This is a genomic window from Mycobacterium paragordonae (genome assembly GCF_003614435.1).
Taxonomy (GTDB): Bacteria; Actinomycetota; Actinomycetes; order Mycobacteriales; family Mycobacteriaceae; genus Mycobacterium; species Mycobacterium paragordonae.
The window spans coordinates 465604-489298 of record NZ_CP025546.1 but is presented as its reverse complement, the minus strand read 5'-3'; the positions used below and the strand labels follow the sequence as shown (position 1 = coordinate 489298).

The window sequence follows — 23695 nt, the reverse complement described above, 5'->3', positions numbered from 1 at the left end:
TATCACTGACCCCCTCCTACCTCAGCTGGCAGCGGTGCGCCGACCGCTGCGGCCGGTCCGGGCGCCGCCGGTGTGGGGGCGACCGGTCCGGGGATCACGTTCGGGCCCGGCGCCGGCGGCGGCACCGGTACCTGCGCCTGCAAGCCGACGGGCGGCAGCACCGGGTACTCGTCGTACGCGTTGGGTGGTCCCGGCGGTGTCTGCAGGGTGGACTGAACCGGCTGAATGTCGGGTCCACCCATCAGTTCGGCCAGCGACTCGGGGGTCATCAGGCCCGCCGTGATCGGGCCGACCTGCTGACCCTGCATACCCGGAGCCACGATCCAGCCGGGCTGGGTGTTCTTGTGCGACGTCGGGGTGTCCGGCACCCAGATACCCGGGACGGTCGTGTCCTTATATCCGTTCGGCGGCTGCAACCGCGGTTCGGAGTACGCGACGTGCTTGGGCAGGATCTCGGTCGTGTTGAACGTGTTCAACCCGAACGGGAAGTAGTTGAACTTGATCGCGTCCAGCACCGGCGCCAGGTACTGCGCGCACAGTTCGGCGGATTCCTGGTACCCCAGCCGGCTGCCCGCCTGCACCGAGCTGCAGATGAACTGCATCGGGTTGGCGAAGCTGGTGATCTCCGGCACGGCGACCACCGAACCGTGGGCCGGGTGGTAGATCTGGTTGACGTTGGCGGCGGCCGTGGGCAGCACGTGCAGCGCGGTCTCCAGCCCGTTCAGCGGCTCGGGCTGCAGCAAGGTGTTGGTCACCGTCGCCAGGTTGTTGACGTCGTGGGTCAGCACCTCGCGGTTCTTGTCCAGGAACGGCCGGACCGTGGTAAGCAGGCTGTCGAGCTGCCGCAGCGCGCTGGCCAGCGCCTGGTCCGAGCTGGCGAGCCGGCCCGTGACGTCGGCGAGGTTCTGGTTGAGCGCGACGAACTGCTTGTCGTCCTGGTGCAGCGCGTTGACGAACAGCGCCAGGCTCTTGACCACCGCGAAGAAGTCGCCGCGGCCCTCGTTGAGCGCTGTCAGCGCCCGGGACAGGCTGTCCAGCGTGGTGTTGAGCTGCTTGCCCTTGCCCTCCAGGCCGTTGGCGAAGGAGTTGATCACCTCACCGAACGGACCGGTCGGCTGCGCCTCGGTGGGACCGAGCTTCGAGATGATGTTGGTGATGCTGTTCCGCAGCTCGTCCCACTCGACCGGCACCTGAGTGCGCTCCATCGGGATGATCGCGTTGTTGGCCAGCACCGGGCCGCCCTTGTAGGGCGGCTCCAGCTGGATGGCACGCGATGCCACCAGGGTGGGGTTGAGGATCACCGCGGAGGCGTTGGCCGGAACCTTGTACTGGTTCTCGTAGTGGAAGGTGACCTTCATCTTGTCGCCGGCCGGCTCGATCTTGTCGATCAACCCGACCTTCATGCCCATGATCTGGACCTTGTCCCCCGCGTAGAGGGCGTTCGCGGCCGAGAAATAAGCGGTGACGTAGTTGTTGGTCAGCTTCTTGTAGAGCTGCCAGCCGACGAACGCGGCGACGAGAGCCAGCACCACGATCAGCGTTCCGACGATGACCGTGACCTTGGACATCCTCGGCAGCCGGATGTTGCGGACGTCAAAGATGGTGCTCAATTCTGGCTACCTCCCGCTGCGCCGCTACCGCCCGAACCGCCGGGGTTGATGAACGGTGCCGGTAACTGGTTCCCCGGCCCGGGCGGGGCCGGCGGACCCGGGGGCAGCCCCGGAGCGAATGTCGATGGTGGTGCCACCGGTCCAGCCGGTCCCAGTGGCTCGGTACGAGCACCCGGAGGAGCGTTGGGCGGCAACGGAACCGGCGTACCGGGAGCGTTGGGAGCCGGTTCGCCCGGCCGTCCGGCGATCGGGATGCCGGGTACGTCCTGCACCCCGTTCGGGTTGGGCGGCGACACCTGGACGTCCAGCGGAGCCGGGAAGCCCGGACCACCGAACGGACCGATGGCGGTGCCCGCGCAGGGCAACGGGTTGGCCGGGCTGGGGATGCCGTCCGCGGCCGGGGTGTACGAGCACGGCGAGCCGGGTGGCACGGCCGGACCCGGGTGCTCCGGGGTGCCTTCCAGCACCAGCGGTCCCGGCGGCGGTGCGCCGTTGGGGAACCGGGTGCCGTTGGGGTCGGGGAACCGGTAGGCCGGCAGTCCGGCGCTACGCCAGAAGTCCTCGGGGCTCAGACCGCGCTTCTTGAACGCGGCATCGATGAAGGGCTGGATGATCTGGCCCGGAACGAGGTTGTGGATGACGACCTTGAAGAACGGTCCGGACGCGATGGACTCGTTCAGCGACGGCAGGAACCCGCCGACCATCAGCAGGCCGTTCGCCAGGTCGTCTTTGCGCTCGACGAGCAGGTCGCTGACGGTACGCAGCTGCTCGAGCACGTGGTTGAGGTTGGGGTTGTCGTTGATGAAGCCCGATACCTGCTGGGAGAAGGCGGCGACGTTGCTCAGCAGCGCGTCGATGGCGCGGCCGCGCTCGTTGAATGCGGCCAGCAGCGTCTTTGCGTTGACCAGCAACCGGTCCACCTGCTGGCTGCGGTCACCGAGGACGCTGGCCACCTGGTTGGCCTGGGCCAGCAGGTGCTTGATCTCCTCGTCGCGCTTTCCGATGGTGTCGGAGAACTTGGCCACGCCGTCGAGGGCGGGGCTGAGCTGCGGGTAGGTCTGGTCGATGGTCTCCGACAGCACGTGCAGCGACTTCTTGACCGTGTCGATGTCCCAGCCGGTCGCCGCCTTGGTGACGTCGAGGAACGCGTCGTAGATCTGGTAGGGCGTGGTGCTCTGCCCCAGCGGCAACGTGCCGTTCGGACGTAGCGGCTGGTTGCCGCGGGCCTCGATCTCGAGAACCTTCTTGCCCAGCAGCGTGTCGGTGCGGATGTTCAGCCGGCTCTCGGTGCCGATGCTCTCGGTGCCGATGGAGAACTTCATCAGGATGTGGTCGCCGTCGATGCTGATGGCCTCGACCTTGCCGACATCCATGCCCGCGATGCGGACCTTGTCACCCTTGTTGATGCCACCGGTGTCGGTGAACTGCCCGTAGTAGCTGGGCTTGGCCATCAACATCGGCACACTGGTGAAGCTCTGACCCACCCCGATGACCAGGAGTGTCACCAGGATGCCCATCAGGCCGATCTTGAGGCGGTTGGGCGGTTCCAGCGTTCTCATTGCGGCGCGCACCTCCCGGTCGGCTGGTGGAAGAGGCGGACGGTGCGAACCGGCCCACCAGCCTGCAGACCGTTGATCCGGAGGCTGATGTCGCAGGAGTAGAAGTTCACGAAGTCGCCGTAGGAGCCGATGGCGCGCCCGATGGAGTTCAGCGCGCTGGGCACCTTGTGCAGGAAGTCGTTGAGCTGTTCACGCTGATCGATCAACGGCTGTTGGACGGTGTCGAGGTAGTTGATCGCCTTGTGCAGCAGCGCCCGGTCCTCGCTCAGCAGGTCGGCCACCGTGCCGGCGGCGTTGCTGATGTTCGCGGTCCCGCCGGCCAGGGAATCGCCGTGGTCCTTCAACCCGGTGATGAGCACCTCCAGGTTGTTGACTGTCTGGTCGAAGTCCTTGCGGTGCCGAACGGTGGTGTCCAGCACCTTGTTCAGGTTCGTCACCACTTCGCCGATCGCCTGGTCCCGCTCGCCCAACTGCGAGGTGACCTGCGCGGTCTGCTGCAGGATGTCGTTGATCGTGCCCCCCTGGCCCTGGAACACGGTGATCAGCGCAGACGCGATGGTGTTGACCTTGTCCGGGTTCAGCGCCCGGAAGATCGGCTTGAAACCACCGATCAGCGCATCGAGGTCAAGCGCCGGCGTGGTGCGTGCGAGCGGGATGAACCCGCCGGGCTGCATGACCTTGTCCTGGCCGTCGCCCTCACCGCGCTTGAGCTCGAGGTAGCGGTTGCCGATCAGGTCGAGATAGCGGATCGACGCGGTCGTCGATTGGTACAGCGGAATCGAGCGGTCGACGTTGAAGTTGACCCGCACCCGCTTGCCGCCGTCGACCAGCTGGACATCGCTGACCTTGCCGATCTCCACGCCGGAAGCGCGCACGAACTGGCCGGCCCGCAACCCGCTGATGTTGCTGAACTCGGCGGAGTAGGAGTTGGTCCGGTCGAATCGGATCTGACCGAACACGATGATGATCATGATGCTGAACATCAGCAGCACCAGAGCGAAGGCGCTGAGTTTGACGAGCGTACCGGTGATTTTCATGGGTTGATCGTGTTATCCCCTACCTGACGGCCCCAGACGTACTCGTTCACAAAGGGCGACCCGACCTCCAAGTGGTTATAAGGCGCAAGGCTGTTGCCGGTGTCCATCACCAGTTCCGGCGCCGGCCACAGTTGCCGCGTGATCTGCTGCCAGCAACCGGGCGCCCCGCCCGGTCCACCGTGGGCGTTCACCCGCGGCAGGTTCTCCGGGTAGGTGTAGGGGTTCGGCGCGCCGCCGATCACTCCGGCTGCCAGCCCGCCGACCTGCGAGAGCAGCAGGGGAACCAGCGACACCGGGTTCAGCATCAGGCCCAGGGCGGAGAGGATCTGGGTGTGGCTGTTCAGCGAGTAGCCGTTGCCGCCCAGGAACTGGTAGGCCTTGGGCTCGATGTCGTGGTAGTTGTGCAGCGTGCAGTACAGCTCCGGGCTGTAGGTGTCGAGTAGCTGGGCAGTGGGCACCAGGTCGGCGGCGCCGCGGGCCAGGTACGGACCGCCCCGCTCGAAGATGTCCGCGCCGGTGTTGCCGAATCCGGCCGCGGCCAGCAGCGCCTGGTCCAGGTCCTTCTGCTGGGCGTTGATGGTGCGGGCTGTCGGCACCGAGTTGTTCAGGAAGTCGATCAGATCCGGCGCCGCATCCGCGTAGACGTCGCCGAGCGCGGCCAGCTGCTGGATGTCCCGTCGGGCCTGCGGCATCTGCGGGTTGACGTCGTCGAGGATCGCGTTGCCGTTCACGATCGACTGGCCGAACCGGTCACCCAGTCCGGTCAGGGACTGCGCGGCGGCGCTGAGTGTCAGGTTCAGCTTGACCGGGTCGACCTTCTCCGAGATCGAGGTCAAAGTCTGGAACAGCGTGTTGATTTCGGTCGTCACGCCGGAGGCGTTGATGACGCTCTTGGGCCCCAGGTGTCCGCGGGAGGTGATGTTGCCCTTGTCATCCTTCGGGGTGGTCAGTGACACGTACTTGCCGCCGAACACCGTCGTCGCCTTGATCTGGGCGTCGACGTTCTCCGGCACCACGCCGTCGGAGCCGAGGTACTCCGGGTAGATCTCCAAGGTGAACTTTGCGGCCGGCCGACCGTCGCGGCTGATCTCCTGGATCTTGCCGACACGGCCGATCTGCACGCCGTTGTAGGTGACCTTCGAGCCCGGGTCCATGACCAGGCCGGCCCGGTCGCTGTACATGGTCAGTTCGGTCTTCTTCGTGAAATCACCGCGGAACTGCAGGTAGACCACCGAAAACACCAGCAACAGGACAACGAAGGAAGAGATGCCGATCAGCTTGTACGGCGGGTGCTTGACCTTGTTGACCTTTCCCGGACTCGTCATGGCGCTACACCGTCAATGCGAAGTTGGGGTTGACGCCGTAGAGCGCCAACGCGGCGGACAGGACGACGACCTGGACCGAGACCAGCGAGAACCGCATGGACCGGCCGACCGCCTCACCGACGCCGACGGGGCCGCCGCCGGCGTTGTAGCCGTAGTAGCAGTGGGTCACCATCACGATCGCCGCGATGATGATGGCCTCCAGAAACGACCAGAACACGTCGTCGGGTCTCAGGAAGGTCCGGAAGTAATGCTCGTAGGTGCCAGTGGACTGCCCGTACAGCGCCGTGGTGACGATCTGCGGTGACAGGAACGACATGATCATCGCCAGCGCATACAGCGGGATGATCACCACCAGGCCGGCCACGATGCGCGTGGAGGTCAGATACGACACCGACTTGATGCCCATCACCTCCAGGGCGTCGATCTCCTCGCTGATCCGCATCGCACCCAGCTCCGCGGTCGCTCCGGCGCCGACCGTGGCCGCCAGCGCGATCCCGGTGACCACCGGACCGGCGATACGCACGTTGATCAGCGCCGAGAAGAACCCGGTGAACGCCTCGACACCGATGTTGCCCAGGGAGGCGAACCCCTGGATGGCCACCAGCGAGCTACCGGACAGGGTGACGAAGCCGACGATCGCGGCCGTACCGCCGACCACAGCCATCGCGCCAGTGCCCATCCCGATCTGCGCGACCAGCCGCAGGGTCTCCTTGCGGTAGTAGTGCAGCGCGTGCGGAATCTGGCCCAGGCTGGTCAGAAAGAACCAGGCCAGCTGCCCGGTCTCGTCCAGCCCCCGGGTCACCGCCCCCGCATACCGGTTGACGTTGGCCGCCGCCTTCGGGAACCGCTGGCGGACTACTGCTGCTGTCGACATCGTTAGTGCCCCGTCCCGAATCGAACGCCGATCGTGGTCAAGATGACGTTCACCGCATACAGGGCCACCACGCACAACACCACGGTCTCGTTGACCGCCGTGCCCAGGCCCTTGGAGCCCCCGCGCACGGTCAACCCGCGGTAACACCCCACCAGACCTGCGATCAAGCCGAACGTCGCCGCCTTGATCATGGCGATGATGACCTCGGGCAGACCGGTGATCGTGGTCAGCGTCGCCAGATAAGCCCCACCGGAGACGTTCTGCAGGTACACCCCGAACAGGTAGCCACCGACCAGCCCCACCGTGATCACCAGGGCGTTGAGCAGCGTCGCGACCACGGTCGCGGCGATCACCCGGGGCACCACCAGGCGGTGGATCGGGTCGATGCCGAGGACCTCCATCGCGTCGATCTCTTCGCGGATGGTCCGCGCACCCAGGTCAGCGCAGATCGCCGTCGACCCGGCGCCGGCCACCACCAGCACCGTCGTCAACGGACCCAGCTGGGTGACCGCGCCGATCGCCGCGCCCGCACCCGAGAGGTCCGCGGCGCCGAACTGAGCCAGCAGCACATTGAGGGTGAAGATCAGCAACACCGTCAGCGGGATCGACACCATGATCGTCGGCAGCAACGCCACCCGCATGATGAACCAGCACTGCAGGATCAGCTCGCGCCACTGAAACGGCCGGCGGAACAAAGCCCTTCCGGTCAACACACACATCCGGAAGAACCCGCCGATCATCGTCAGCGGCGTCTGGAGCTGATCGCGCAGGTATCCGACCAGGTGCGGTCGAGTGGATGTCGTCACGATTGCCCCCTGAAAATGGGGCCGCTCGTGTCGCGGCGCCGCGGCGAATGGTGTCGCACGCCTCCTCCTTGCCCCGACCCTACGTGTGTGACCAACGGCTCCCTACCCGCAGGTAGTAACGGAGACCACAGGAATGTACCCGATGGCCGCTCAGGTGTGTATAGCAACTCGACAATTGACATCACGTCAGCACCCAGCAAACATGTCGACCTCGTCAGCTTTCCTCTCCGGTGGCAGATTTCGTTGTGGCAGAACGACTTCCGGAGTCGTCGCCGACACCGTAGCGCAAACGCAGTTCAGTCTTGAGCACCTTCCCGGCGGGGTTGCGCGGCAGGGCCTCGACGATCTCGAGCGCCTTGGGGTGCTTGTACCGCGCAAGCCGTTCGGTCAGGTACTCATCTAGCTCTTCGATGCGGAGGTGGCCTTCCGTTACAGCGGCGACCGCAACCGGAACCTCGCCCCATCGCGCGTCGACCCGGCCGATCACCGCGACCTCGACGATGCGCTCGTGTCCGGCCAGAACGTTCTCGACCTCGGCGCAGTAGATGTTCTCGCCGCCGGAGATGATCATGTCCTTCTTGCGGTCGACGACCCACACGTAGCCGTCGGCGTCCATCCGGACCAGGTCACCGGAATGGAACCAGCCGCCGGCGAACGCCTCCGCGGTGGCCTCCGGGTTGTTCCAGTACCCACTCATCAATGTCGGTGCGCGGTACACGATTTCGCCCACCTCGCCGACCGGCACGTCATTCATGTCGTCGTCGACGACCCGGGCGGCGACCGTCGGGATCACCCGGCCGACCGAGCCCCGCTTGCGGATGGCGTCGTCGCCGAGCAGCATGCACGTCACCGGCGACATCTCGGTCTGGCCGAACGCGGCCAGGATCTGGGTGCCCGGAAATATCTCGGACATCTTTCGCAGCAACACATCTGGCGCCGGCGCGGCACCCCAGGACATCACCCGCAACCGCAGGTCGCGCGGCCTTGCCTGCTGCTCCGCGCACACCGCCTGCCACTGTGCGGGGACCAGGAAGATGCCGGTGACCCTCTCGGCCTCCAGCACGTCGAGCAACTGCCCGGGCTCGAACGCACCGAGCGGGTAGATCACGGTCGGGAGGCCGAGCAGCATCCCGGAGAGGATGTTGCCGATGCCGGCGATGTGGAACAACGGGACGCCGATGAAGCCGACGTCGTTGTTGAGGTCGACACCGCTGGTGTACAGCATGGTCATGGTCTGACCGGTCAGGTTCGCGTGGGTCAGCACCGCGCCCTTGGGCCGCCCGGTGGTTCCCGACGTGTACATGATCAGCGCCGGAGAGTCGTTCGGGATGTCAACCGGGGCGGGCGCCTCGCCCGCCTCATTCATAAGGTCTTCATAGAAGACGACGCTGTCATCGGCGGTGTCCCCCGCCACCACCACCGTGTCCAGCAGTGGAGCGATGTTCCGGACGTCGGTCGCCACTGGCGCGAGGACCGCTTCGGTGACGACCACCCGGGCTCCGCTGTCCTCGACCAGGAACGCGATCTCAGCAGGGGTCAGCCGGAAGTTCAGCGGGACTGCGATCGCCCCCAACATGTTGGCGGCCAGCACCGACTCGACGAACTCGGGGCGGTTCAGCATCAACACCATGACCCGGTCGCCGGCGCTGACGCCGCGGCGGCTCAGTGCGCCGGCCAGCGCCGTCACCCGGCGCCGCAGCTCCGTCCACGTCAGCGTGCGGCCCAGGAACCTCAGCGCCGCCGCGTCCGGCTGCATCATCGCGTGCCGCTCGAGCTGGTTCACCCAGTTCTGGCGGCGAGCAAGATACGGCTGCTCGAGCGCTTCGGTTTGGGCCTGCGTCCGGTGGCCGGCCAGTTGGGCGGTCAAATATGCCTTCCCTTCACTCGCGCACCGCTTGCGTCAGGCTGATATTTGATAAAACATGTGTTGTCTGGGTCACACTAACGGCCGCTGAGGTCGCTAACAAGCCCTTAGCCACGACTTGAGCCAATACCGCAATGTCGCTGAAAGGCCTGGCAGGCCCCGTGAATGCACCGTTATCGGCCGTAGGGTCCGAGCCTCGGAGGCGCCGCCCGCTGCGCCGGGCGCAACTGTCCGACGAAGTCGCCGGGCACCTGCGGACCGCGATCATGTCGGGCACGCTGCGCCCGGGCACGTTCATCCGTCTCGACGAGACCGCCGCCCAGCTCGGAGTCAGCATCACGCCGGTGCGCGAGGCCCTGTTGAAGCTGCGTGGCGAGGGCATGGTGCAGCTGGAGCCGCATCGCGGTCACGTGGTGCTCCCGTTGACCCGCCAGGACATCGAGGACATCTTCTGGCTGCAATCCACCATCGCCCGGGAGCTGGCCGCGACCGCGACCGAACGCATCACCGAACGCGACATCGCCGAGCTGGAACGCATCAACGATCTGCTGGCAACGGCCGTCACCGGGGGTGACGCCGAGGCGATCGCCTCACTGGAGTTCTCTTTCCACCGGGTGTTCAACCAGGCCAGCGGTCGGATCAAGCTGGCCTGGTTCCTGCTCAACGCCGCCCGCTATATGCCCGCGCAGCTGTACGCCGCCGACCCGCTGTGGGGCGAATCCACCGTGGACAACCACCGCCGGTTGATCGCCGCGTTGCGCGACCGCGACGCGGTCACCGTCATCGAGCACACGGTCTGGCAGTTCACCGACGCCGCCCGCCGCCTCACCGACACACTGGACCGGACGGGGATCTTCGGCTCTTAGCCGGCCAGTTGCTCGGCGCGCTGCTTGACGTTGGCGGCCAGTTGGTCGAGGACGTTGCCGAGCAACATCTTCACCATCGGCGGGGGCACCGGCATGCTGGGCTCGACGTCGATGTCGACGGTCAGCAGGCTGTTGGCGCCGGTGGCCACCACGCTGAAGAGCTGCTCCTGCTTGGTGAACAGGTCTCCCTGCTGCATCACGGTCTGAATCTGGTTCTCACCCGGGTAATACACGGCGTGGATGTAGACGCCTTCGAAACCATTGACATTGGTGTCGAGGCGCACCTGGCTGGGGCGGCCGTCGTCGTAGCGGGCGAGGATCCAGGCGCCTTTGACGCCTTCATTCCATTCCGGGTACCGCTCGATGTCGGAAACGATGCCCATGATGGAGCCGGCCTCGGCATCGACCTCGACTGTCTTGCTCATAACTGCCATTGGCGAAGCATACGTGCGCCTGGCCGGGCTCAATTCACTACGGCGCTCGACAACAACGACCGGATCGAGTCGGGAATCGGCACCGGTCGGCGGCTGCCGCGGTCGACGTAGACATGCACCCAGTGGCCCAGCGCGGCGATCGGCCGGGGCGAGTCATCGGACGGATCCGCCCTGAAGACGCCCAGTCGATAGGTGACGCTGCTGCGGCCGAGCCGGGTCACGGCCAGACCCACGGCGAGCCGCTCCGGGAAGGCCAGCTCGGCGAAATAACGGCAGCCCGACTCCGCGACGATGCCCAGCTCGGGAATGGTGAGCGGATCGACGCCGGCCGCGGTGGCGATCCAGGCGTTGATCGCGGTGTCGAACAGCTGGTAATAGACCGCGTTGTTGAGGTGGCCGAACATGTCGTTGTCGGCCCAGCGAGTGAGCACCGGCCACAGCACCGGGAAGTCCGCGCTGGTCAGGCCGTCCGGGGCGGCTGGCATTGAGCTCATGGTTGTATTCCAACATGATTCACATCCGCGGCGCGGTGCTGGAGCGCATCGGTGCGCCACGCCCGTTCGCGCGGTCCCGGCCGATCAGTATCGCCGACCTGGAGCTGCAGGACCCCGGTCCCGGCGAAGTATTGGTGCGTATCGAGGCGGCCGGGCTGTGCCATTCGGATCTGTCGGTGGTCGACGGTAATCGGGTGCGGCCGGTGCCGATGCTGCTGGGCCATGAAGCGGCGGGCATCGTCGAAGCGCTCGGTGACGAGGTGGACGACCTCGCCATCGGGCAGCGGGTGGTGTTGGTGTTCCTGCCGCGCTGCGGCCACTGCGCCGCGTGCGCGACCGACGGCCTGACGCCGTGCCAGCCGGGCAGCGCTGCCAACAACGCGGGAACGCTGCTCGGTGGCGGCATTCGCCTGAGCCGGGAAGGCAGCCCCGTTCACCACCACCTCGGCGTTTCCGGGTTCGCCACACATGCGGTGGTCAATCGGGCCAGTGCCGTTGCCGTACCCGACGATGTGCCACCCGAGGTGGCCGCCCTGCTCGGGTGTGCGGTGCTGACCGGAGGCGGTGCCGTGCTCAACGTCGGCGACCCACGACCCGGCCAGACCGTTGCCGTCGTCGGACTCGGCGGCGTCGGCATGGCTGCCGTGATCACCGCGCTGACCTATCCCGCGGTCCGCGTGATCGGCGTCGATCAGCTGCCCGAAAAGCTGCGCGCCGCAGAGGCTTTGGGCGCGCACGAGACGTACACGCCGGACCGGGCCGCGGGCGTCAAGGCGGATGTGGTGGTGGAAGCCGTCGGTCATCCCCTCGCGCTGGAGACCTCGATCGCGCTGACCGCCCCGGGCGGGCGCACCGTCACCGTCGGGCTGCCCCGGCCGGACGCTCGAATAAGCCTGTCGCCGTTGGGTTTTGTCGCCGAGGGCCGCTCGCTGATCGGCAGTTATCTCGGGTCGGCGGTGCCCAGCCGCGACATTCCCCGGTTCGTGGCGCTGTGGCAGTCCGGCCGGTTGCCGGTCGAGTCGCTGGTGTCGTCGACGATCGGGTTGGGCGACATCAACGAGGCGATGGACCACCTGGCCGACGGCATCGCGGTGCGGCAGTTGATCAGATTCTGAACGCCGCCGTCAGCGCGGCGCCTTGCAGCGCGAACAACCGCTGGGACTGAGTCCATTCCGGCAGCAGCGAGTCGAATCCGTGGCATGCGCCGGAGAACACGTGCAGCTCGGCCGGCACCCCGGCGCGGTGCAGCCGCTGCGCGTACTCCACCGCCTCGTCGCGGAACGGATCGACCTCCGCGCAGGTGATCAGGGCCGGCGGCAGGCCCGCCAGGTTCTCCCGCCGGGCGGGCGCGGCCGCGGGTGACGGCTGCTGCCCGGCCAGGTAGTGCTGCCACATGAGATCAGCCCCTTCGCCGTCGAACGCGGGCGTAGCGCGAAATTCGGTCCTCGAAGAGGTGGGGCGGTCGTCTAGCACCGGCTGGTGCAGCAGTTGGAACACCAGCGGCGGCAGTTCGCGGTCGGCGGCGCCGTGTGCCAGGCCGGCGGCCAGCGCACCGCCGGCGCTGCTGCCCGCCACTGCCACCCGGCCCGGGTCGATACCCAGCTCAGACGCGTTGCCGTGCAACCACTTCAGCACTTTCTCCGCGTCGTACCGCGCTGCCGGCCAGGGGTGCTCCGGCGCCAGGCGATAGTCGACCGACACCACCACACATCCGGCGCGGCGCGCCAGTTCCAGACACTGCCGGTGGTCGGTGTCGAGGTTGCCGAGTGCGAAACCGCCTGCGTGGCAATAGACGACCGCGGGTGCCGGCACCGTGCCGCCGCGATAGATGCGCACCGGCACACCCTCGGCGGCCGCGTGGTCGATGGACACCCCGGTTGTGTCGCTGCGCGCCTCGGAGCGACGCTGGTTCATCGAGTCCCGGATCAGCGGGATCGCTTCGGCGGTGAACACCGTTCGGTTGACCGCGACGGCGCGCAGTTCGGGGTCGAGAAGGTCACTGAAGCTCAACGGATCTGCAGGCATTGCCCACCGTCCACGACGAGTTCGGATCCGGTGATGAACGATGCCTGCTCGGAGACCAGAAACGCGACGGCGTCCGCGATTTCGGCGGGCCGGCCCAGCCGGCCGAACATCGCCACCGCTGCCAGTCGCTGCTGGATGCTGTCGTCGAGCATCGGGGTGGCGATCGGCCCGGGGAATACCGCGTTGACGCGGATCCCGGCCGGCGCGAGTTCGGCCGCCGCGGTCTGGGTCAGACCGCGTAAGGCCCATTTCGCCGACCCGTAGGCGCAGTGCTGCGGGAAGGGCCGGATCGCTCCGGTGCTGCAGATGTTGACGATCGCGGCGTTGTCGGCCGCTTGCAGGTGTTGCAGCGCGGCACGCATACCCAGGAAGGCGCCCAGACAGTTGACCCGCCAGGAGTTTTCGAAGTCCGCGACCGTCTCGTCGGCGAGCGACGCCCGGTGCAGCACTCCGGCGTTGTTCACCAGGGTGGACAGCCCCCCGAATCGCTGGACGGTGGTGGAGACGGCCGCGTCCCAGTGTTCGGGATTCGTCACGTCCATGGGTATCGGCAATACACCCGATTCGCTTGTCGCAGAATCGAGTTCGCCGCTTCGCACGTCGCACGCGGCAACCTGGTAACCCGTGCCGAGCAGCCTGTGCACGATCGCCCGGCCCTGTCCACCGGCGGCGCCGGTGACCAACGCGATCTTCATATCTTTGTCTCCGCAGTCGCCTCGCGCAGGTGTTCGGCGGCACCGCGGCGCAGCGTCTGCGATTCGGATGCCAGGGTGATCATCCGAAAACCGAGCTGCGCCATCCGCTTTCCGGTCACACCGTCGCCGGCATGAATGCCGGTGACCAGTCCCGCGGCGGTGGCGGTGTGATGGATGCGGCCGATCGCCTCGAGGACCCGGTCATTGCGGGTCGCGCCGACCACATCGGCGCCCATCGAGATCGCCAGATCGGCCGGCCCGACATAGATTCCGGTCAGCCCGTCGACCGCGCAGATGTCCTCGATGCCGGAAACCGCCGCGGCTGTCTCGATCATGGCGAAGACGCCGGCCCTGGCCGCCAGCGCGGCGGGGTCGTGCCCGAGGCTCGCTCGCAGCGGGCCGTAGCTGCGAACGCCCGCGGGCGGGTACCGGGTGGCAGCCACCGCCGCGGCGGCCTGGTCAGCCGATTCGATCATGGCGATGATGACGGCGTCGGCACCGGCGTCGAGCACCCGCCCGATCGGCGCCGGGTCGGCGTTGGGCACCCGGACGGCGGTGGCGATCGGAACATGTTCCAGGCGCCGCAGCATGGCGGCGATACCGGCGTCGTCGAGATAGCCGTGCTGAGCGTCGAATCCGACGTAGTCGTAGCCGGCCCGGGCAAACTCCTCGGGCCCGATCAGGGTCGGAGCGGTGACCCAGCCGCCCCAGCGGGGCCTGTCGAGATCTTGCCGAAAGACGCTCATCCGGCGATCGCGATCTTCACGCGCTGCGGGTCCGGCCGGCAGGCCAGCTCGAAGGCTGCCTGAACGTCGTCGATCGCGAAGGTGTGCGTCAGGTACGTGGCGAGCAGGTTGGGGTGTTCGGCGGCGAACTTTCCGGCCAGGTCCAACATGCGCCGCCGGTCCAGTGTGACACCGGATTTCAGGGTCAGGTTCTTGCGCAGCATGGCGCGCATGTTGATCGGGTAGGCGTCGTCGTCGGCGACGCCGAAGTAGAGCACGGTGCCCCCGGGGGCGGCCGCGTCGATCGCGTGCCCCAGGGTGGCCACCTGATGACCGACGGCCTCGATGACCACGTCCGCCCGGTCCCCGGCTGCGAGTTGACTGACCCATCTGTCACTGGTGGCACGCATCGGATCGTCGACACCGAATGTGGGCGCGAGGTTTTCGCGATCGACGGGGTCGATGCCGGTGATTCGTCGCGCCCCGGCGGCTTTGGCGACGTAGGAGAACAACAGGCCGATCGACCCCTGGCCGATGATCGCCACGTGCCGGCCGGCCAGATCCGGCAACTGCTCGCACGCATACAGCACGCACGCCAACGGCTGCAGGCCGACCGCCTGCGCCGGGCTCAGTGCCGGATCGTAGGGCGCCAGGCCGTCACCGTCGCTCACCACGCGCTCCATCATGCCGTCGAATCCGGACGCCCAGCCGACCACCAGATCGCCGGGCCGGTGGTCGGGGTGCCTGCTGGCAAGGACTTCACCGGCCACCTCGTGAATCGGGAAGCCGTCCTTCTCCGCGGCGCTGCGGCCGTCGTCACCGGACAGGGGGCCCTTCGCGCCGCGGAATCCGGGCAGATCGCTGCCACACACCCCCGCGGCCTGAAACCGCAGCAGCACTTGGCGATCCGTGAGATGCTCGGCCGACTTGTCCGGTATCGAGGTGCGCTCGAACTCGTACGGCGCGACGATCCGGTAGGACCACACCTCAGACCTCCACCGGAATCTTGTTCCAGCCCCACTGGAAGCTGGATGGCAGCCGGGTGGCCCGGTCGCCGTCGATCGCGAATTCGGGCACCCGTCGCAACCATTCTTCCAGCAGCACAGCAACTTCCAGTCGCGCCAGATGATAGCCGAGGCAGAAATGCTGGCCCCGGCCGAATGCCAGCGACCGTTTGATCGGGCGGTCCCAGATGAACTCGTCGGGTTCGGGATACTCGCGTTCGTCGCGGTTCGCCGACGCCAGCAGCGTGATCACCCGCTGTCCGGGCTCGATCGTCTTGCCGTGCATGGTGAAGGGCTTGCGTGCCGTCCGGGCGAACCACTGCGCCGGCGCGCAGTAGCGGATCATCTCTTCCCGCGCGAGCGGCACAGTGGCGGCTGGGTCGGCGCGTACCGCTTGCATCTGTTCGGGCCGTCGGCTGAGCTCCCACAGCCCGTGCGCCACGATCTTCGGCACCGTTTCGGTGCCGCCGATGAAGATGCACAGCATCTGGGTGGCCACCTCGACGTCGGTGAGCGCGCTGCCGTCGGGCAGGTGATAGCCAAGTAGTCCGTCGACCACCGGCAGGTCGCCGGCTTCGCCGTCGCGGCGACGTTGCACCACCGGCACCAGGAATTGCAGATAGTTCGGCCTGGACTCGGCGGTGTCGACACCCTCGCCGGGCTCGGCCAGGCTGCCGGCGTTGACCGCCGCCAACACCTGGGGCGCGAGATCCGTTGACAGTCCCAACAGTTCGCACACCATCGAGGCCGCCACGATGCCACCGTAGTCCTGGGTGAGGTCGAAAGACCCCCGCGCCAACAGCAGGTCGAGTCGTTCGTTGGCCAGTTCGCGGATTCGTGACTGCAGTGCCGTGACGGACCTGGGCCGCAGCGGCTGGGAGTGTGCGCGGCGGATCTCACCGTAGAGGTCCGTGTCGAACACCGCATGGAACGGCAGCGGATGCAACGGCGGGTCGGCGACCGGGCCGTTATTGTGCTGCGCCAGAACCGATGCCGGCGGCAGAGTTCCCTCCGAGGCGACGAAGGTGCCGTCGCTGACTTCCAGTATCTGCCAGATGTCTTCGAATCTCGAGACGGCGAAGGTATCCCACTGCGGCATGTAGTACACCGGGTACTCATCGCGCAGGATGCGGTAGTAGGGAAGCGGATTCGCCATCACGTCCGCGTCGAAGGGATCGTAGGAGAAGTCCCGCGTCACTGCAGTGGCGACGGCGGTAGAGCCTGCAGAATGGAGTCTTCCCAGCCGTCGCGCAGCGCCGGCGCGACGCTCATCCAGGTGACGATTTCCGCGGGCGGGCTGTCCTTCCACGACGGATAGTGATTCGCGAAGCACTCCCAGCCGCCTTCGAGTGCCCAATAGTGGATGACCTCGTTGAAGCGGAAGGTGGTGGTGAAGGACCCGAGCCAGTGTTTACCGGTGCGCTCCGACCAGGGCACGTAGAGCCGTTCCAGCTCGCGGATGTAGTCGTCCTGCCGACCTGGCTTGGTTTGCATGATCTCCTGAATCACCAGGGAGGCATTGAAATTGGCGTCGCGCAGCGCGGCCAGGCTCCTGTTGCTCGGACCGGCGTACATGATGCGGCCCTCTCCCGAGGCGCCCATGTCGGCCAGGTAGGCCGACCATTTCCCGGCCGCCGCCTCGTGGCTGCCGCCGCGCGCCTGCGCGGCGCCGATCCGGGCGTAGTCCGCGAACGCGTCGATCTCCCAGATGATCGTGACCTGCGGCCAATGGCCGTTGTAGGGAGTGGTTTCCCAGATCGAGTACAGCCGGGCGCCGAGTTCTTCCATCATCGGCTGATAGGTGTCGACGAAGATCTCGGTGAAATCGTCGCTGCGTCCCGATCCCAGATCGATCGTCTCGTGCAGGTAGAGCAACGCGTGACGGTGGTACTTCTTCATGCTGTCCGGCTAGCCCAGCCAGGCCGAGTCGGTAATCAGAGTCTCAGTGGAATCTATTGTCTCGTAATGCATTCCAGCGGCACGCAACGCTTGGGCTTTGAACGCGCGGGCCGCGGCACTCAGCGTGTAGTGGGTCCTGGTCAGGCCGCGGTCGGCGCCGAGCGGCCAGCCCTCGCCCCACAGCGCGACTTCGGTCAACCGGCCCGCCACCGCCTTGCGCACCAGCGCGCGAACCCGGTCGTCGGCCACGAACGCCTCGACGCTGACGGCCAGACCCTGACTCATCGGGCCGGACATGTCCAGACCTGCGGCCGCGTCCACGACCTGCGCCCCCAGCACGCGCAACGGGCGGGTATCGCAGCCGCGCGGCAACAGCACGTTCACCTGCCAGCCGGCCATCACCCGGTCATACAGCCAGCCACCGGCGGTGTGGACGACGTCGCCGGTGCCGACGGCGATCACGTCGAGGCGGTGACGCATGATCTCCGGGTTGGCCCTGCGGGCCGTGCCCCTGCCCGGATGAATGTCGAACGTTGGAGTAACCATCGATCCGTTCCTCTTGCCACACCCCCGGAGCGTGGCTCGTCGCGGTTGCCATGGGCCGTCACCAGCGTGACACTTTAGCTCAGTTTTGTAAAGCTCCCCGGTGCGTTCAAGACTGTCGGCGGGCGTCGAGTTCCGCCCGGACCTCGTCGGTGTGCTGGCCGAGTTGAGGCGCCACGGAACGCGGTGAGCTGGGCGTTCCGTGAAAATCGGCGGGTGTGGCCACCATCGGCACGATCGCTTCGCCGTCCGGCACATCGACGATTCCGCCCGCCGCGTGGAATTGCTCGTCGGCGACGACGTCCTCGAGTGTGTTGATCGGGGACCAGAAGAAATCCGGCTCGGCGGCGAACAGGTCCGCCCATTCGTCGAGCGAACGGGTCGCGAAGATCTCGTCGAGCGCGGCGATCAGTTGCACCGCGTTGGCCGCGCGGCCGCGGGCATCGGCATAGCGCGGATCGGTCAGCCACTCGGTACGGCCTACTACCCGGCACAGGGCCGGCCAGTGCCGGTTCACTTCCAGTCCGACGATCCAGAACCGGCGCCCGTCGCCGGCGGCGTAGTTGTTCATGCACGGGTTGGCCATGGTGGCGCGCTGGCCGATCGCGATCGGCTGGCCGGTGAGCAGGTAGGTGTTCAGGTCGAAGCTCACGGTGTAGGCGCCCTGGCGGTACAGCGAGGTCGACACCAGCTGCCCCGCGCCGGTGCGTTCGCGGGCCAGTAAAGCCGCACAGACCGCCCCGGCCAGGGTCATGCCTGCCGAGTGATCCCCCATGCCGCCGCGCTGGAACGGCGGTGTGTCGCCGGGCCGGGTCAACAGGTGGGCGATGCCGCCCCGGGACCAGAACGCCGCGACGTCGTAGGCGGCGCGGTCGGCATCCGGCCCGGATTCGCCGTAGCCGGTGATCAGACCGTAGACCAGGCGGGGGTGATCGGCGGCCAGCGTCTCGTAGTCGAGACCCAGCCGCCGCAACGCCCCGGGCCGCACGTTGGTGATGAAAACATCTGCGTCCGAGAGCAATTCGAGCGCGATCTGCCGGTCTTCGGCAGTGGTGAGGTCCAGCACGACGCTGCGTTTGGACCGGTTGTCCATCTCGAACGGCGGGTTCACGCCGAGGTCGCAGCCCAGCATCCGGCCGAACATCCGTCCGGGGTCACCGGTCGGCGGCTCGATCTTGATCACGTCGGCGCCCCAGTCGGCAAGGATTGCGGCCGCCGCCGGACCGGCCACCCAGACGCCGAGTTCGACGACTTTGACGCCCTCCATCGGTCCCGCCATCGCGGTCAGCCTAGCTTCATCACCAACTGGCCGAGGCTCAGGATGCCCGAATTTGCGGTCCCGATGTTGAACAAGCCCGAGTTGAAGCCGCTCAGCACGCCAGCGGGGAAGGGGCCCACCGCGCCGCTGACAGCGGTGTTGAAGAAGCCCGAGCTGACGCCGGAGGACTGCAGCGCCGCAACGATCGTGTTGAAGAAGCCGGAGACTCCGTGGCCGTCGCTGCCGCCGTTGTTTCCAAACCCCGAGATCCCGGCACCGGTGTTGCCGAACCCCGAATTGTCGACCGCGCCGATGCCGACGTCGCCGGCGTCGGTGGCGAAGCCGAAGCCGGTGTTCACGTTGCCCGCGTTGCCGAAGCCGGTGTTGACGTGGCCCGAGTTGCCGAAGCCCGTGTTCGTCTCGCCTGAGTTCCACAGGCCGGTGTTGAGGTTGTTCCCGTTCCAGCCACCGGTGTTGATCGAGCCGGCGTTCCCCCAGCCGGTGTTGAGCAGGCCCGAGTTCCAGAAGCCGACGTTGCCGGCGCCGGAGTTGCCGAAGCCGAGGCTGCCGGTGCCGGAGTTCCCGAAGCCAAAGCTGTTGATGTGTCCCGGGAAAACGGTATTGATGCCCGAGCTGAAGACGCCGACGTTGCCGCTGCCGGAGTTGAAGAAGCCGATGTTGTGGTCGCCCGAATTGAACAAGCCGATGTTGCCGTTGCCGAAGTTGAACACCCCGGCGAGATCGATGCCCACCCTGCCGTTGCCGGTCAGCCCGATCCCGATGTTTCCGTTGCCGGTGTTACCGAAACCGAAGTTTCCGATCCCGGTGTTTCCGGCCCCGACGTTTGAGGTGCCGGTGTTCCCGCCGCCGATATTTCCGGTGCCCAGGTTGCCGAGGCCGATGTTGTTGCTCCCGGTGTTGCCCATTCCCACGTTGTTGTTGCCGGCCGTTGTCTGGAAGGTGTAGAGGTTGGGGTTGGACAAATCGGTCGGGCCGCCGTTGCCGAAGCCGATGTTCCCATTGCCGAAATTGCCGAAGCCGAAGTTGCTGTTGCCGTTGTTTCCGGCGCCGACATTGAAATTGCCGTTGTTTCCGCCGCCGACGTTGTAGTTGCCCGATTGCGGGGGCACCAACTCGCTGTTGTCGGTGCCGCTGTTGCCGATGCCGATGTTTCCGGTGCCGGTGTTGCCGTGTCCGATGTTCGCGTTGCCCTTGTTGCCGATGCCCAAGCTGGGCAGGTTCTGCAGAAGCTGCTGCAGGTCAGCGGGCAACTGCGCCGCCGCGGCCGCCGCCCCGGCGTAGTAGCCCGTCATCGCTTCGACGTCCGCGGCCCACATCTGCTCGTAGAGCCCCTCGGCGGCCATGATTGCCGGCGCGTTGAGCCCGAGCCAATTGGACCGGATGAGCTGGACAAAGGCATTGCGATTGGCCGCCACCGCCAGAGGGTGGATCGTCGCCGCGCGGGCGGCCTCGAAAACGCCGGCCACCGATCGCGCCTGTGCGGCGGCCCCGGCCGCCTGGGCGCAGGCCATGGTCAGGAACTCCGAATACGGTGCGGCCGCGGCCGCCATCGCCGCCGACGCCGCTCCCTGCCACCAGGCGCCGGTCAGGTCGGTGGTCACCGCCGAGAAGGACGACGCTGCCGTCCCCAACTCCGATGCCAGCCCTTCCCAGGCGGCCGCCGCACTCAGCATCGGCGCCGAGCCCGCACCGCTGAACATCAGCAGAGAATTGATCTCCGGCGGAAAGGTAACGAAGTTTGCCACGATTGACCCCCTGTCAGGCGGAACTCTCGAGTACCCGCAGAGCACGCTACGCCTACGCCAGCGTCAATATTTACTTTCCCCCGGATTGCCGGGCGGGCGTAGAGATCGGTGAGTCTGACGCCGATGGCGTCTTCGACCTGGCCATCGCCGTACCCTCGGAGAATGAGTCTCACAGCCGGCCGCGGCCCACTCAGCAGTCATCCCGCCGGCCGGTTCACTCCCCCGATAGCAGACAGCGTCGTCTACATCGAGCCGCACCCGCGCCGGATTCAGGCCACACACCACGGCCGCACCGTCATCGACACCGAGATGGCCCTCATGGTGCACCGGCGCAACCACCCACTCAGCTACGTCTTCCCAGAGGACGTAATCACCGGGCTACCAACCGAACCCGAGCCGGAGGCGCCGGGTTTCGTTCATGTGCCCTGGGACGCGGTCGACGCCTGGTTCGAGGAAGGGCGCAAACTCGTCCACTATCCACCCAACCCGTATCACCGCGTCGACTGCCGCCCGACCAACAGGAGGCTGCGGGTAACTCTCAACGACACCCTGTTGGTCGACACCGATGACACCGTGATCGTCTTTGAAACCGCTCTGGAGCCAAGGCTTTACGTAGCGCCCAAGCACGTGCGGACCGACCTGCTGCGGCAAACCGGGACGTCGACCTACTGCAACTACAAGGGATACGCCACGTACTGGGCGCCTCTCGACGGTGAAGTCGGCGAAAGCCCCGACAAAGACATCGACGTCGCCTGGAGCTACGACGATCCGTACCCCGAAAGCAGTCTCATCGCAACATTTTTCAGCTTCGATCCCACCAAAGTTCAGGCGGAGGCCGAACTTCCGTAAGCCGGCCGCCCCAGCCGCAGTTCGTGCTGGGCGATCATGTTCCGGAACACCTCCAGTGAACCGCCGTAGATCCCCATCGGCAGAGCAAGCCGGAAGAGATGCTCCGCCGAGCCGTCGTCGGCGGATCCCTCGGTATCTGTCGGCAGCGCCGCCGCCGGGCCCAGCATGTCCATCAGGTCCGCGGAGATGTCGCGCATGGTCTGTCCGATCGCGACGCGGCCGAACATGCCGGGGGTGGTCAGAGCCGCCTCTGTCCGCGCGAAATCCCGCCCCAGCCGGTACATCACAGCTTCGTCGTCAATCTGGGCCAGGGCGGCCACCCGGTCGACCGCTTCGGCCATCACCATGCCGTGCCCGGACATCGCGGCGACATCCTGCAGACCTTCGGCATCCCGTTCGGTCAACCCGTGCTCGGAGTCCAGCGCGGACCGCATCACCGTCCAACCGGCGTTGACGTCACCGATCCGGTACAGGTCGTCGACGCGCACGTTGCTGTAGAAGACGATGTTGGTCCGGTCGCCGTCCAGGGTGCGGATGCCCTGGATCTCGATACCCGGCGAATCCAGCGGCACCAGGAACATGGTCAGGTTGCGGTGTTTCGGGCCCTGCGGGTCGGTGTTGGTCAGCAGGAAGACGTACTTCGCGTTCTGCGCATTCGACGTGAACATCTTGGAGCCGTTAATGATCCAGCCGTCGGAATCCCGTACCGCGCGGGTCTTGCAGGTCGCCACGTCCGAGCCACCTTCGGGTTCGGTATACCCCAGGCACAGGCGTACCTCCCCGGACAGCACCCCCGGCAACACCATCTCCGCGAGTTCGGGCGGCCCGAACTGCTCCACGAGGCGCGCGACCACCGACGTGGTGCCCCAGTGGTACCACGGCGTATGCGCCCGGGCGATCTCCAGGTTGAAGATGCGACGACGGACGGCACTGAAACCTCCCTCGGATTCCAGCTTCCAGTCCGAGGCCAGATAGCCCGCTGCGCCCAACGCCAAATGCACTCGCTCATCGAAGTTCTCACCGAACTCACGGTTGCGCCGACGCACCTCGTCCGTCACGTGTTCGGTGATGAACGCGCGCGTCTGGTCATGGAATGCCCGATCCTCGTCGGACAACGGCACCGCGGAGAAGTCCATTCACATCACATCGATCACCAGAGACCGGAACCGGTCCATCACCTCGAGCGCGTGCGCCAGACTGTCGCCGGGCAGGTGCGCCGATACCCACGTAACACCCAGTGCGGCAAGCTTTTCCAGCCCGCCCAGGTAGGCGTCGGCATTGAAGTCGTCACTGGCCGGATTGCCGCCCTCGAAATTGCTGAAGGTGATGTCGACCGTCGACCAGTCCTTGCCCTCCGCGTCGCACCGTCGCCGCAGGTCGTCGATCCCGGCGGCCAGCGCCTCCGCCGAATCGATGACGGCAGTGCCCGCGGTGCGCGCCAGCCCTGCCGGAGCGGGGAACGGACACCACCCGTCTCCGTATTGCGCGACCCGTTGGCGGGCCATACCGGTATTGCCGCCGATCCAGATGGGTGGATGCGGTTGGCTCACCGGCAGCGGATGCGCGGTGATCCCCCGCGCGGTGAAATGCTGCCCCTCGAATGTGACGTCGTCGGACGTCCAGATGGCCCGGATCGCCTGCAGCGCTTCCTCGAACAACTCGGCGCGCTTGTCATAGTCCACACCCAGTGCCGCGAATTCCCGCCGCAGATAACCCACCCCCACCGCGAGGGTGAATCGGCCATCGGACAACAGATCAAGTGTGGCACCGGATTTCGCGACCACGAACGGATTCCGATAGGGCAACACCACAATATTCGGGATGAGCCGCAGCATCGAAGTCCGCGCCGCCGCAAAGCCGAGGGCCACAAAGGGATCCAGCGCGTCGTGCCCGCCGGCTTCCAGCCAGCGCTGCGACGGGGCCGGATGGTCGGTGAACCCGAACCCGTGGAATCCGGCCTTCTCGGCCGCTGCCGCCACTGTCGCGATGCCGTCCCCGCTGACCAGCTCCGGGTTGTACGGATGGCTGTGCATCGGGTGAGTGATGGTGAAACGCACGGGAT

At 66.7% G+C, this 23695-nt stretch carries 23 protein-coding genes; 3 read left to right on the top strand and 20 right to left on the bottom strand.

The window, feature by feature from the left end; all coding sequences use genetic code 11:
• Window positions 1-2 precede the first annotated feature (2 nt).
• The 7 genes from C0J29_RS02285 to fadD5 form a co-directional block, all read right to left on the bottom strand.
• Complete coding sequence (locus tag C0J29_RS02285; protein WP_120791414.1) at window positions 3-1610, bottom strand: virulence factor Mce family protein; 1608 nt, start codon at window positions 1608-1610, stop codon at window positions 3-5.
• Complete coding sequence (locus C0J29_RS02280; protein ID WP_065048472.1) at window positions 1607-3169, bottom strand: virulence factor Mce family protein; 1563 nt, start codon at window positions 3167-3169, stop codon at window positions 1607-1609. The genes C0J29_RS02285 and C0J29_RS02280 overlap by 4 nt, the downstream gene beginning before the upstream one ends.
• A complete protein-coding gene (locus C0J29_RS02275) occupies window positions 3166-4206 on the bottom strand; it encodes a virulence factor Mce family protein (protein ID WP_065048343.1) in 1041 nt (346 codons plus the stop codon). Before C0J29_RS02275 ends, C0J29_RS02280 begins: the two co-directional genes overlap by 4 nt.
• Complete coding sequence (locus tag C0J29_RS02270; RefSeq protein WP_120791413.1) at window positions 4203-5531, bottom strand: MCE family protein; 1329 nt, start codon at window positions 5529-5531, stop codon at window positions 4203-4205. The genes C0J29_RS02275 and C0J29_RS02270 overlap by 4 nt, the downstream gene beginning before the upstream one ends.
• 4 nt (window positions 5532-5535) lie before the next feature.
• The gene (locus C0J29_RS02265; RefSeq protein ID WP_120791412.1) at window positions 5536-6405 is read right to left on the bottom strand and encodes an MlaE family ABC transporter permease; all 870 of its coding nucleotides are present in this window, start codon (window positions 6403-6405) and stop codon (window positions 5536-5538) included.
• Window positions 6406-6407: 2 nt separating this feature from the next.
• On the bottom strand, window positions 6408-7211 hold the full coding sequence (locus C0J29_RS02260; RefSeq protein WP_120791411.1) for an MlaE family ABC transporter permease: 804 nt from the start codon (window positions 7209-7211) through the stop codon (window positions 6408-6410).
• Window positions 7212-7425: 214 nt separating this feature from the next.
• Window positions 7426-9078 (bottom strand): fatty-acid--CoA ligase FadD5, encoded by a 1653-nt coding sequence (gene fadD5 / locus C0J29_RS02255; protein ID WP_120791410.1) that lies wholly within the window; start codon window positions 9076-9078, stop codon window positions 7426-7428.
• Window positions 9079-9236: 158 nt separating this feature from the next.
• Between fadD5 and C0J29_RS02250 the strand changes: the two genes are divergently transcribed.
• Window positions 9237-9941 carry a GntR family transcriptional regulator gene (locus tag C0J29_RS02250; RefSeq protein WP_120794500.1) on the top strand — a complete coding sequence of 235 codons (705 nt, stop codon included), beginning with the start codon at window positions 9237-9239 and terminating at the stop codon, window positions 9939-9941.
• On the opposite strand, the gene C0J29_RS02245 is transcribed toward C0J29_RS02250, so the two are convergent.
• Both C0J29_RS02245 and C0J29_RS02240 read right to left on the bottom strand, forming a co-directional pair.
• Window positions 9938-10375, bottom strand: coding sequence for an SRPBCC family protein (locus C0J29_RS02245; RefSeq protein WP_120791409.1), 438 nt, complete (start codon window positions 10373-10375; stop codon window positions 9938-9940). The genes C0J29_RS02250 and C0J29_RS02245 overlap by 4 nt on opposite strands.
• 29 nt (window positions 10376-10404) lie before the next feature.
• Window positions 10405-10869, bottom strand: a complete 465-nt coding sequence (locus C0J29_RS02240; protein WP_120791408.1) for an acyl-CoA thioesterase — start codon at window positions 10867-10869, stop codon at window positions 10405-10407.
• 14 nt (window positions 10870-10883) lie between these two features.
• Between C0J29_RS02240 and C0J29_RS02235 the strand changes: the two genes are divergently transcribed.
• The gene (locus C0J29_RS02235) at window positions 10884-11984 is read left to right on the top strand and encodes an alcohol dehydrogenase catalytic domain-containing protein (RefSeq protein WP_120794499.1); all 1101 of its coding nucleotides are present in this window, start codon (window positions 10884-10886) and stop codon (window positions 11982-11984) included.
• Here the strand turns inward: C0J29_RS02235 and C0J29_RS02230 are convergent.
• The 9 genes from C0J29_RS02230 to C0J29_RS02190 all read right to left on the bottom strand — a co-directional run bounded on the left by C0J29_RS02230 (window position 11974) and on the right by C0J29_RS02190 (window position 20784).
• Window positions 11974-12894 carry an alpha/beta hydrolase gene (locus tag C0J29_RS02230; protein WP_120791407.1) on the bottom strand — a complete coding sequence of 307 codons (921 nt, stop codon included), beginning with the start codon at window positions 12892-12894 and terminating at the stop codon, window positions 11974-11976. The two genes, C0J29_RS02235 and C0J29_RS02230, sit on opposite strands and share 11 nt — an antisense overlap.
• Window positions 12876-13589 carry an SDR family NAD(P)-dependent oxidoreductase gene (locus C0J29_RS02225; protein WP_120791406.1) on the bottom strand — a complete coding sequence of 238 codons (714 nt, stop codon included), beginning with the start codon at window positions 13587-13589 and terminating at the stop codon, window positions 12876-12878. The genes C0J29_RS02230 and C0J29_RS02225 overlap by 19 nt, the downstream gene beginning before the upstream one ends.
• Complete coding sequence (locus C0J29_RS02220; RefSeq protein ID WP_120791405.1) at window positions 13586-14335, bottom strand: HpcH/HpaI aldolase family protein; 750 nt, start codon at window positions 14333-14335, stop codon at window positions 13586-13588. Before C0J29_RS02220 ends, C0J29_RS02225 begins: the two co-directional genes overlap by 4 nt.
• Complete coding sequence (locus C0J29_RS02215) at window positions 14332-15300, bottom strand: zinc-binding dehydrogenase (RefSeq protein ID WP_120791404.1); 969 nt, start codon at window positions 15298-15300, stop codon at window positions 14332-14334. Before C0J29_RS02215 ends, C0J29_RS02220 begins: the two co-directional genes overlap by 4 nt.
• A 1-nt stretch (window position 15301) precedes the next feature.
• Entirely contained in the window at window positions 15302-16474 is a 1173-nt protein-coding gene (locus C0J29_RS02210; protein WP_120794498.1) for a cytochrome P450, read from the bottom strand.
• A gap of 38 nt (window positions 16475-16512) precedes the next feature.
• Window positions 16513-17217 carry an NIPSNAP family protein gene (locus C0J29_RS02205; protein WP_065163444.1) on the bottom strand — a complete coding sequence of 235 codons (705 nt, stop codon included), beginning with the start codon at window positions 17215-17217 and terminating at the stop codon, window positions 16513-16515.
• A gap of 9 nt (window positions 17218-17226) precedes the next feature.
• A complete protein-coding gene (locus C0J29_RS02200; protein WP_120791403.1) occupies window positions 17227-17763 on the bottom strand; it encodes a hypothetical protein in 537 nt (178 codons plus the stop codon).
• A 106-nt stretch (window positions 17764-17869) separates the two neighbouring features.
• Window positions 17870-19039: a CaiB/BaiF CoA transferase family protein gene (locus C0J29_RS02195; protein ID WP_065163446.1), complete on the bottom strand. Its 1170-nt coding sequence runs from the start codon at window positions 19037-19039 to the stop codon at window positions 17870-17872.
• A gap of 5 nt (window positions 19040-19044) precedes the next feature.
• Window positions 19045-20784 carry a PPE family protein gene (locus tag C0J29_RS02190; protein ID WP_120791402.1) on the bottom strand — a complete coding sequence of 580 codons (1740 nt, stop codon included), beginning with the start codon at window positions 20782-20784 and terminating at the stop codon, window positions 19045-19047.
• Window positions 20785-20946: 162 nt separating this feature from the next.
• Between C0J29_RS02190 and C0J29_RS02185 the strand changes: the two genes are divergently transcribed.
• The gene (locus C0J29_RS02185; RefSeq protein WP_120791401.1) at window positions 20947-21633 is read left to right on the top strand and encodes a DUF427 domain-containing protein; all 687 of its coding nucleotides are present in this window, start codon (window positions 20947-20949) and stop codon (window positions 21631-21633) included.
• Here the strand turns inward: C0J29_RS02185 and C0J29_RS02180 are convergent.
• Window positions 21609-22769, bottom strand: coding sequence for an acyl-CoA dehydrogenase family protein (locus tag C0J29_RS02180; RefSeq protein ID WP_065163449.1), 1161 nt, complete (start codon window positions 22767-22769; stop codon window positions 21609-21611). The genes C0J29_RS02185 and C0J29_RS02180 overlap by 25 nt on opposite strands.
• Window positions 22770-23690, bottom strand: coding sequence for an LLM class F420-dependent oxidoreductase (locus C0J29_RS02175; protein WP_065163450.1), 921 nt, complete (start codon window positions 23688-23690; stop codon window positions 22770-22772). It abuts the gene before it with no gap.
• Window positions 23691-23695 lie beyond the last annotated feature (5 nt).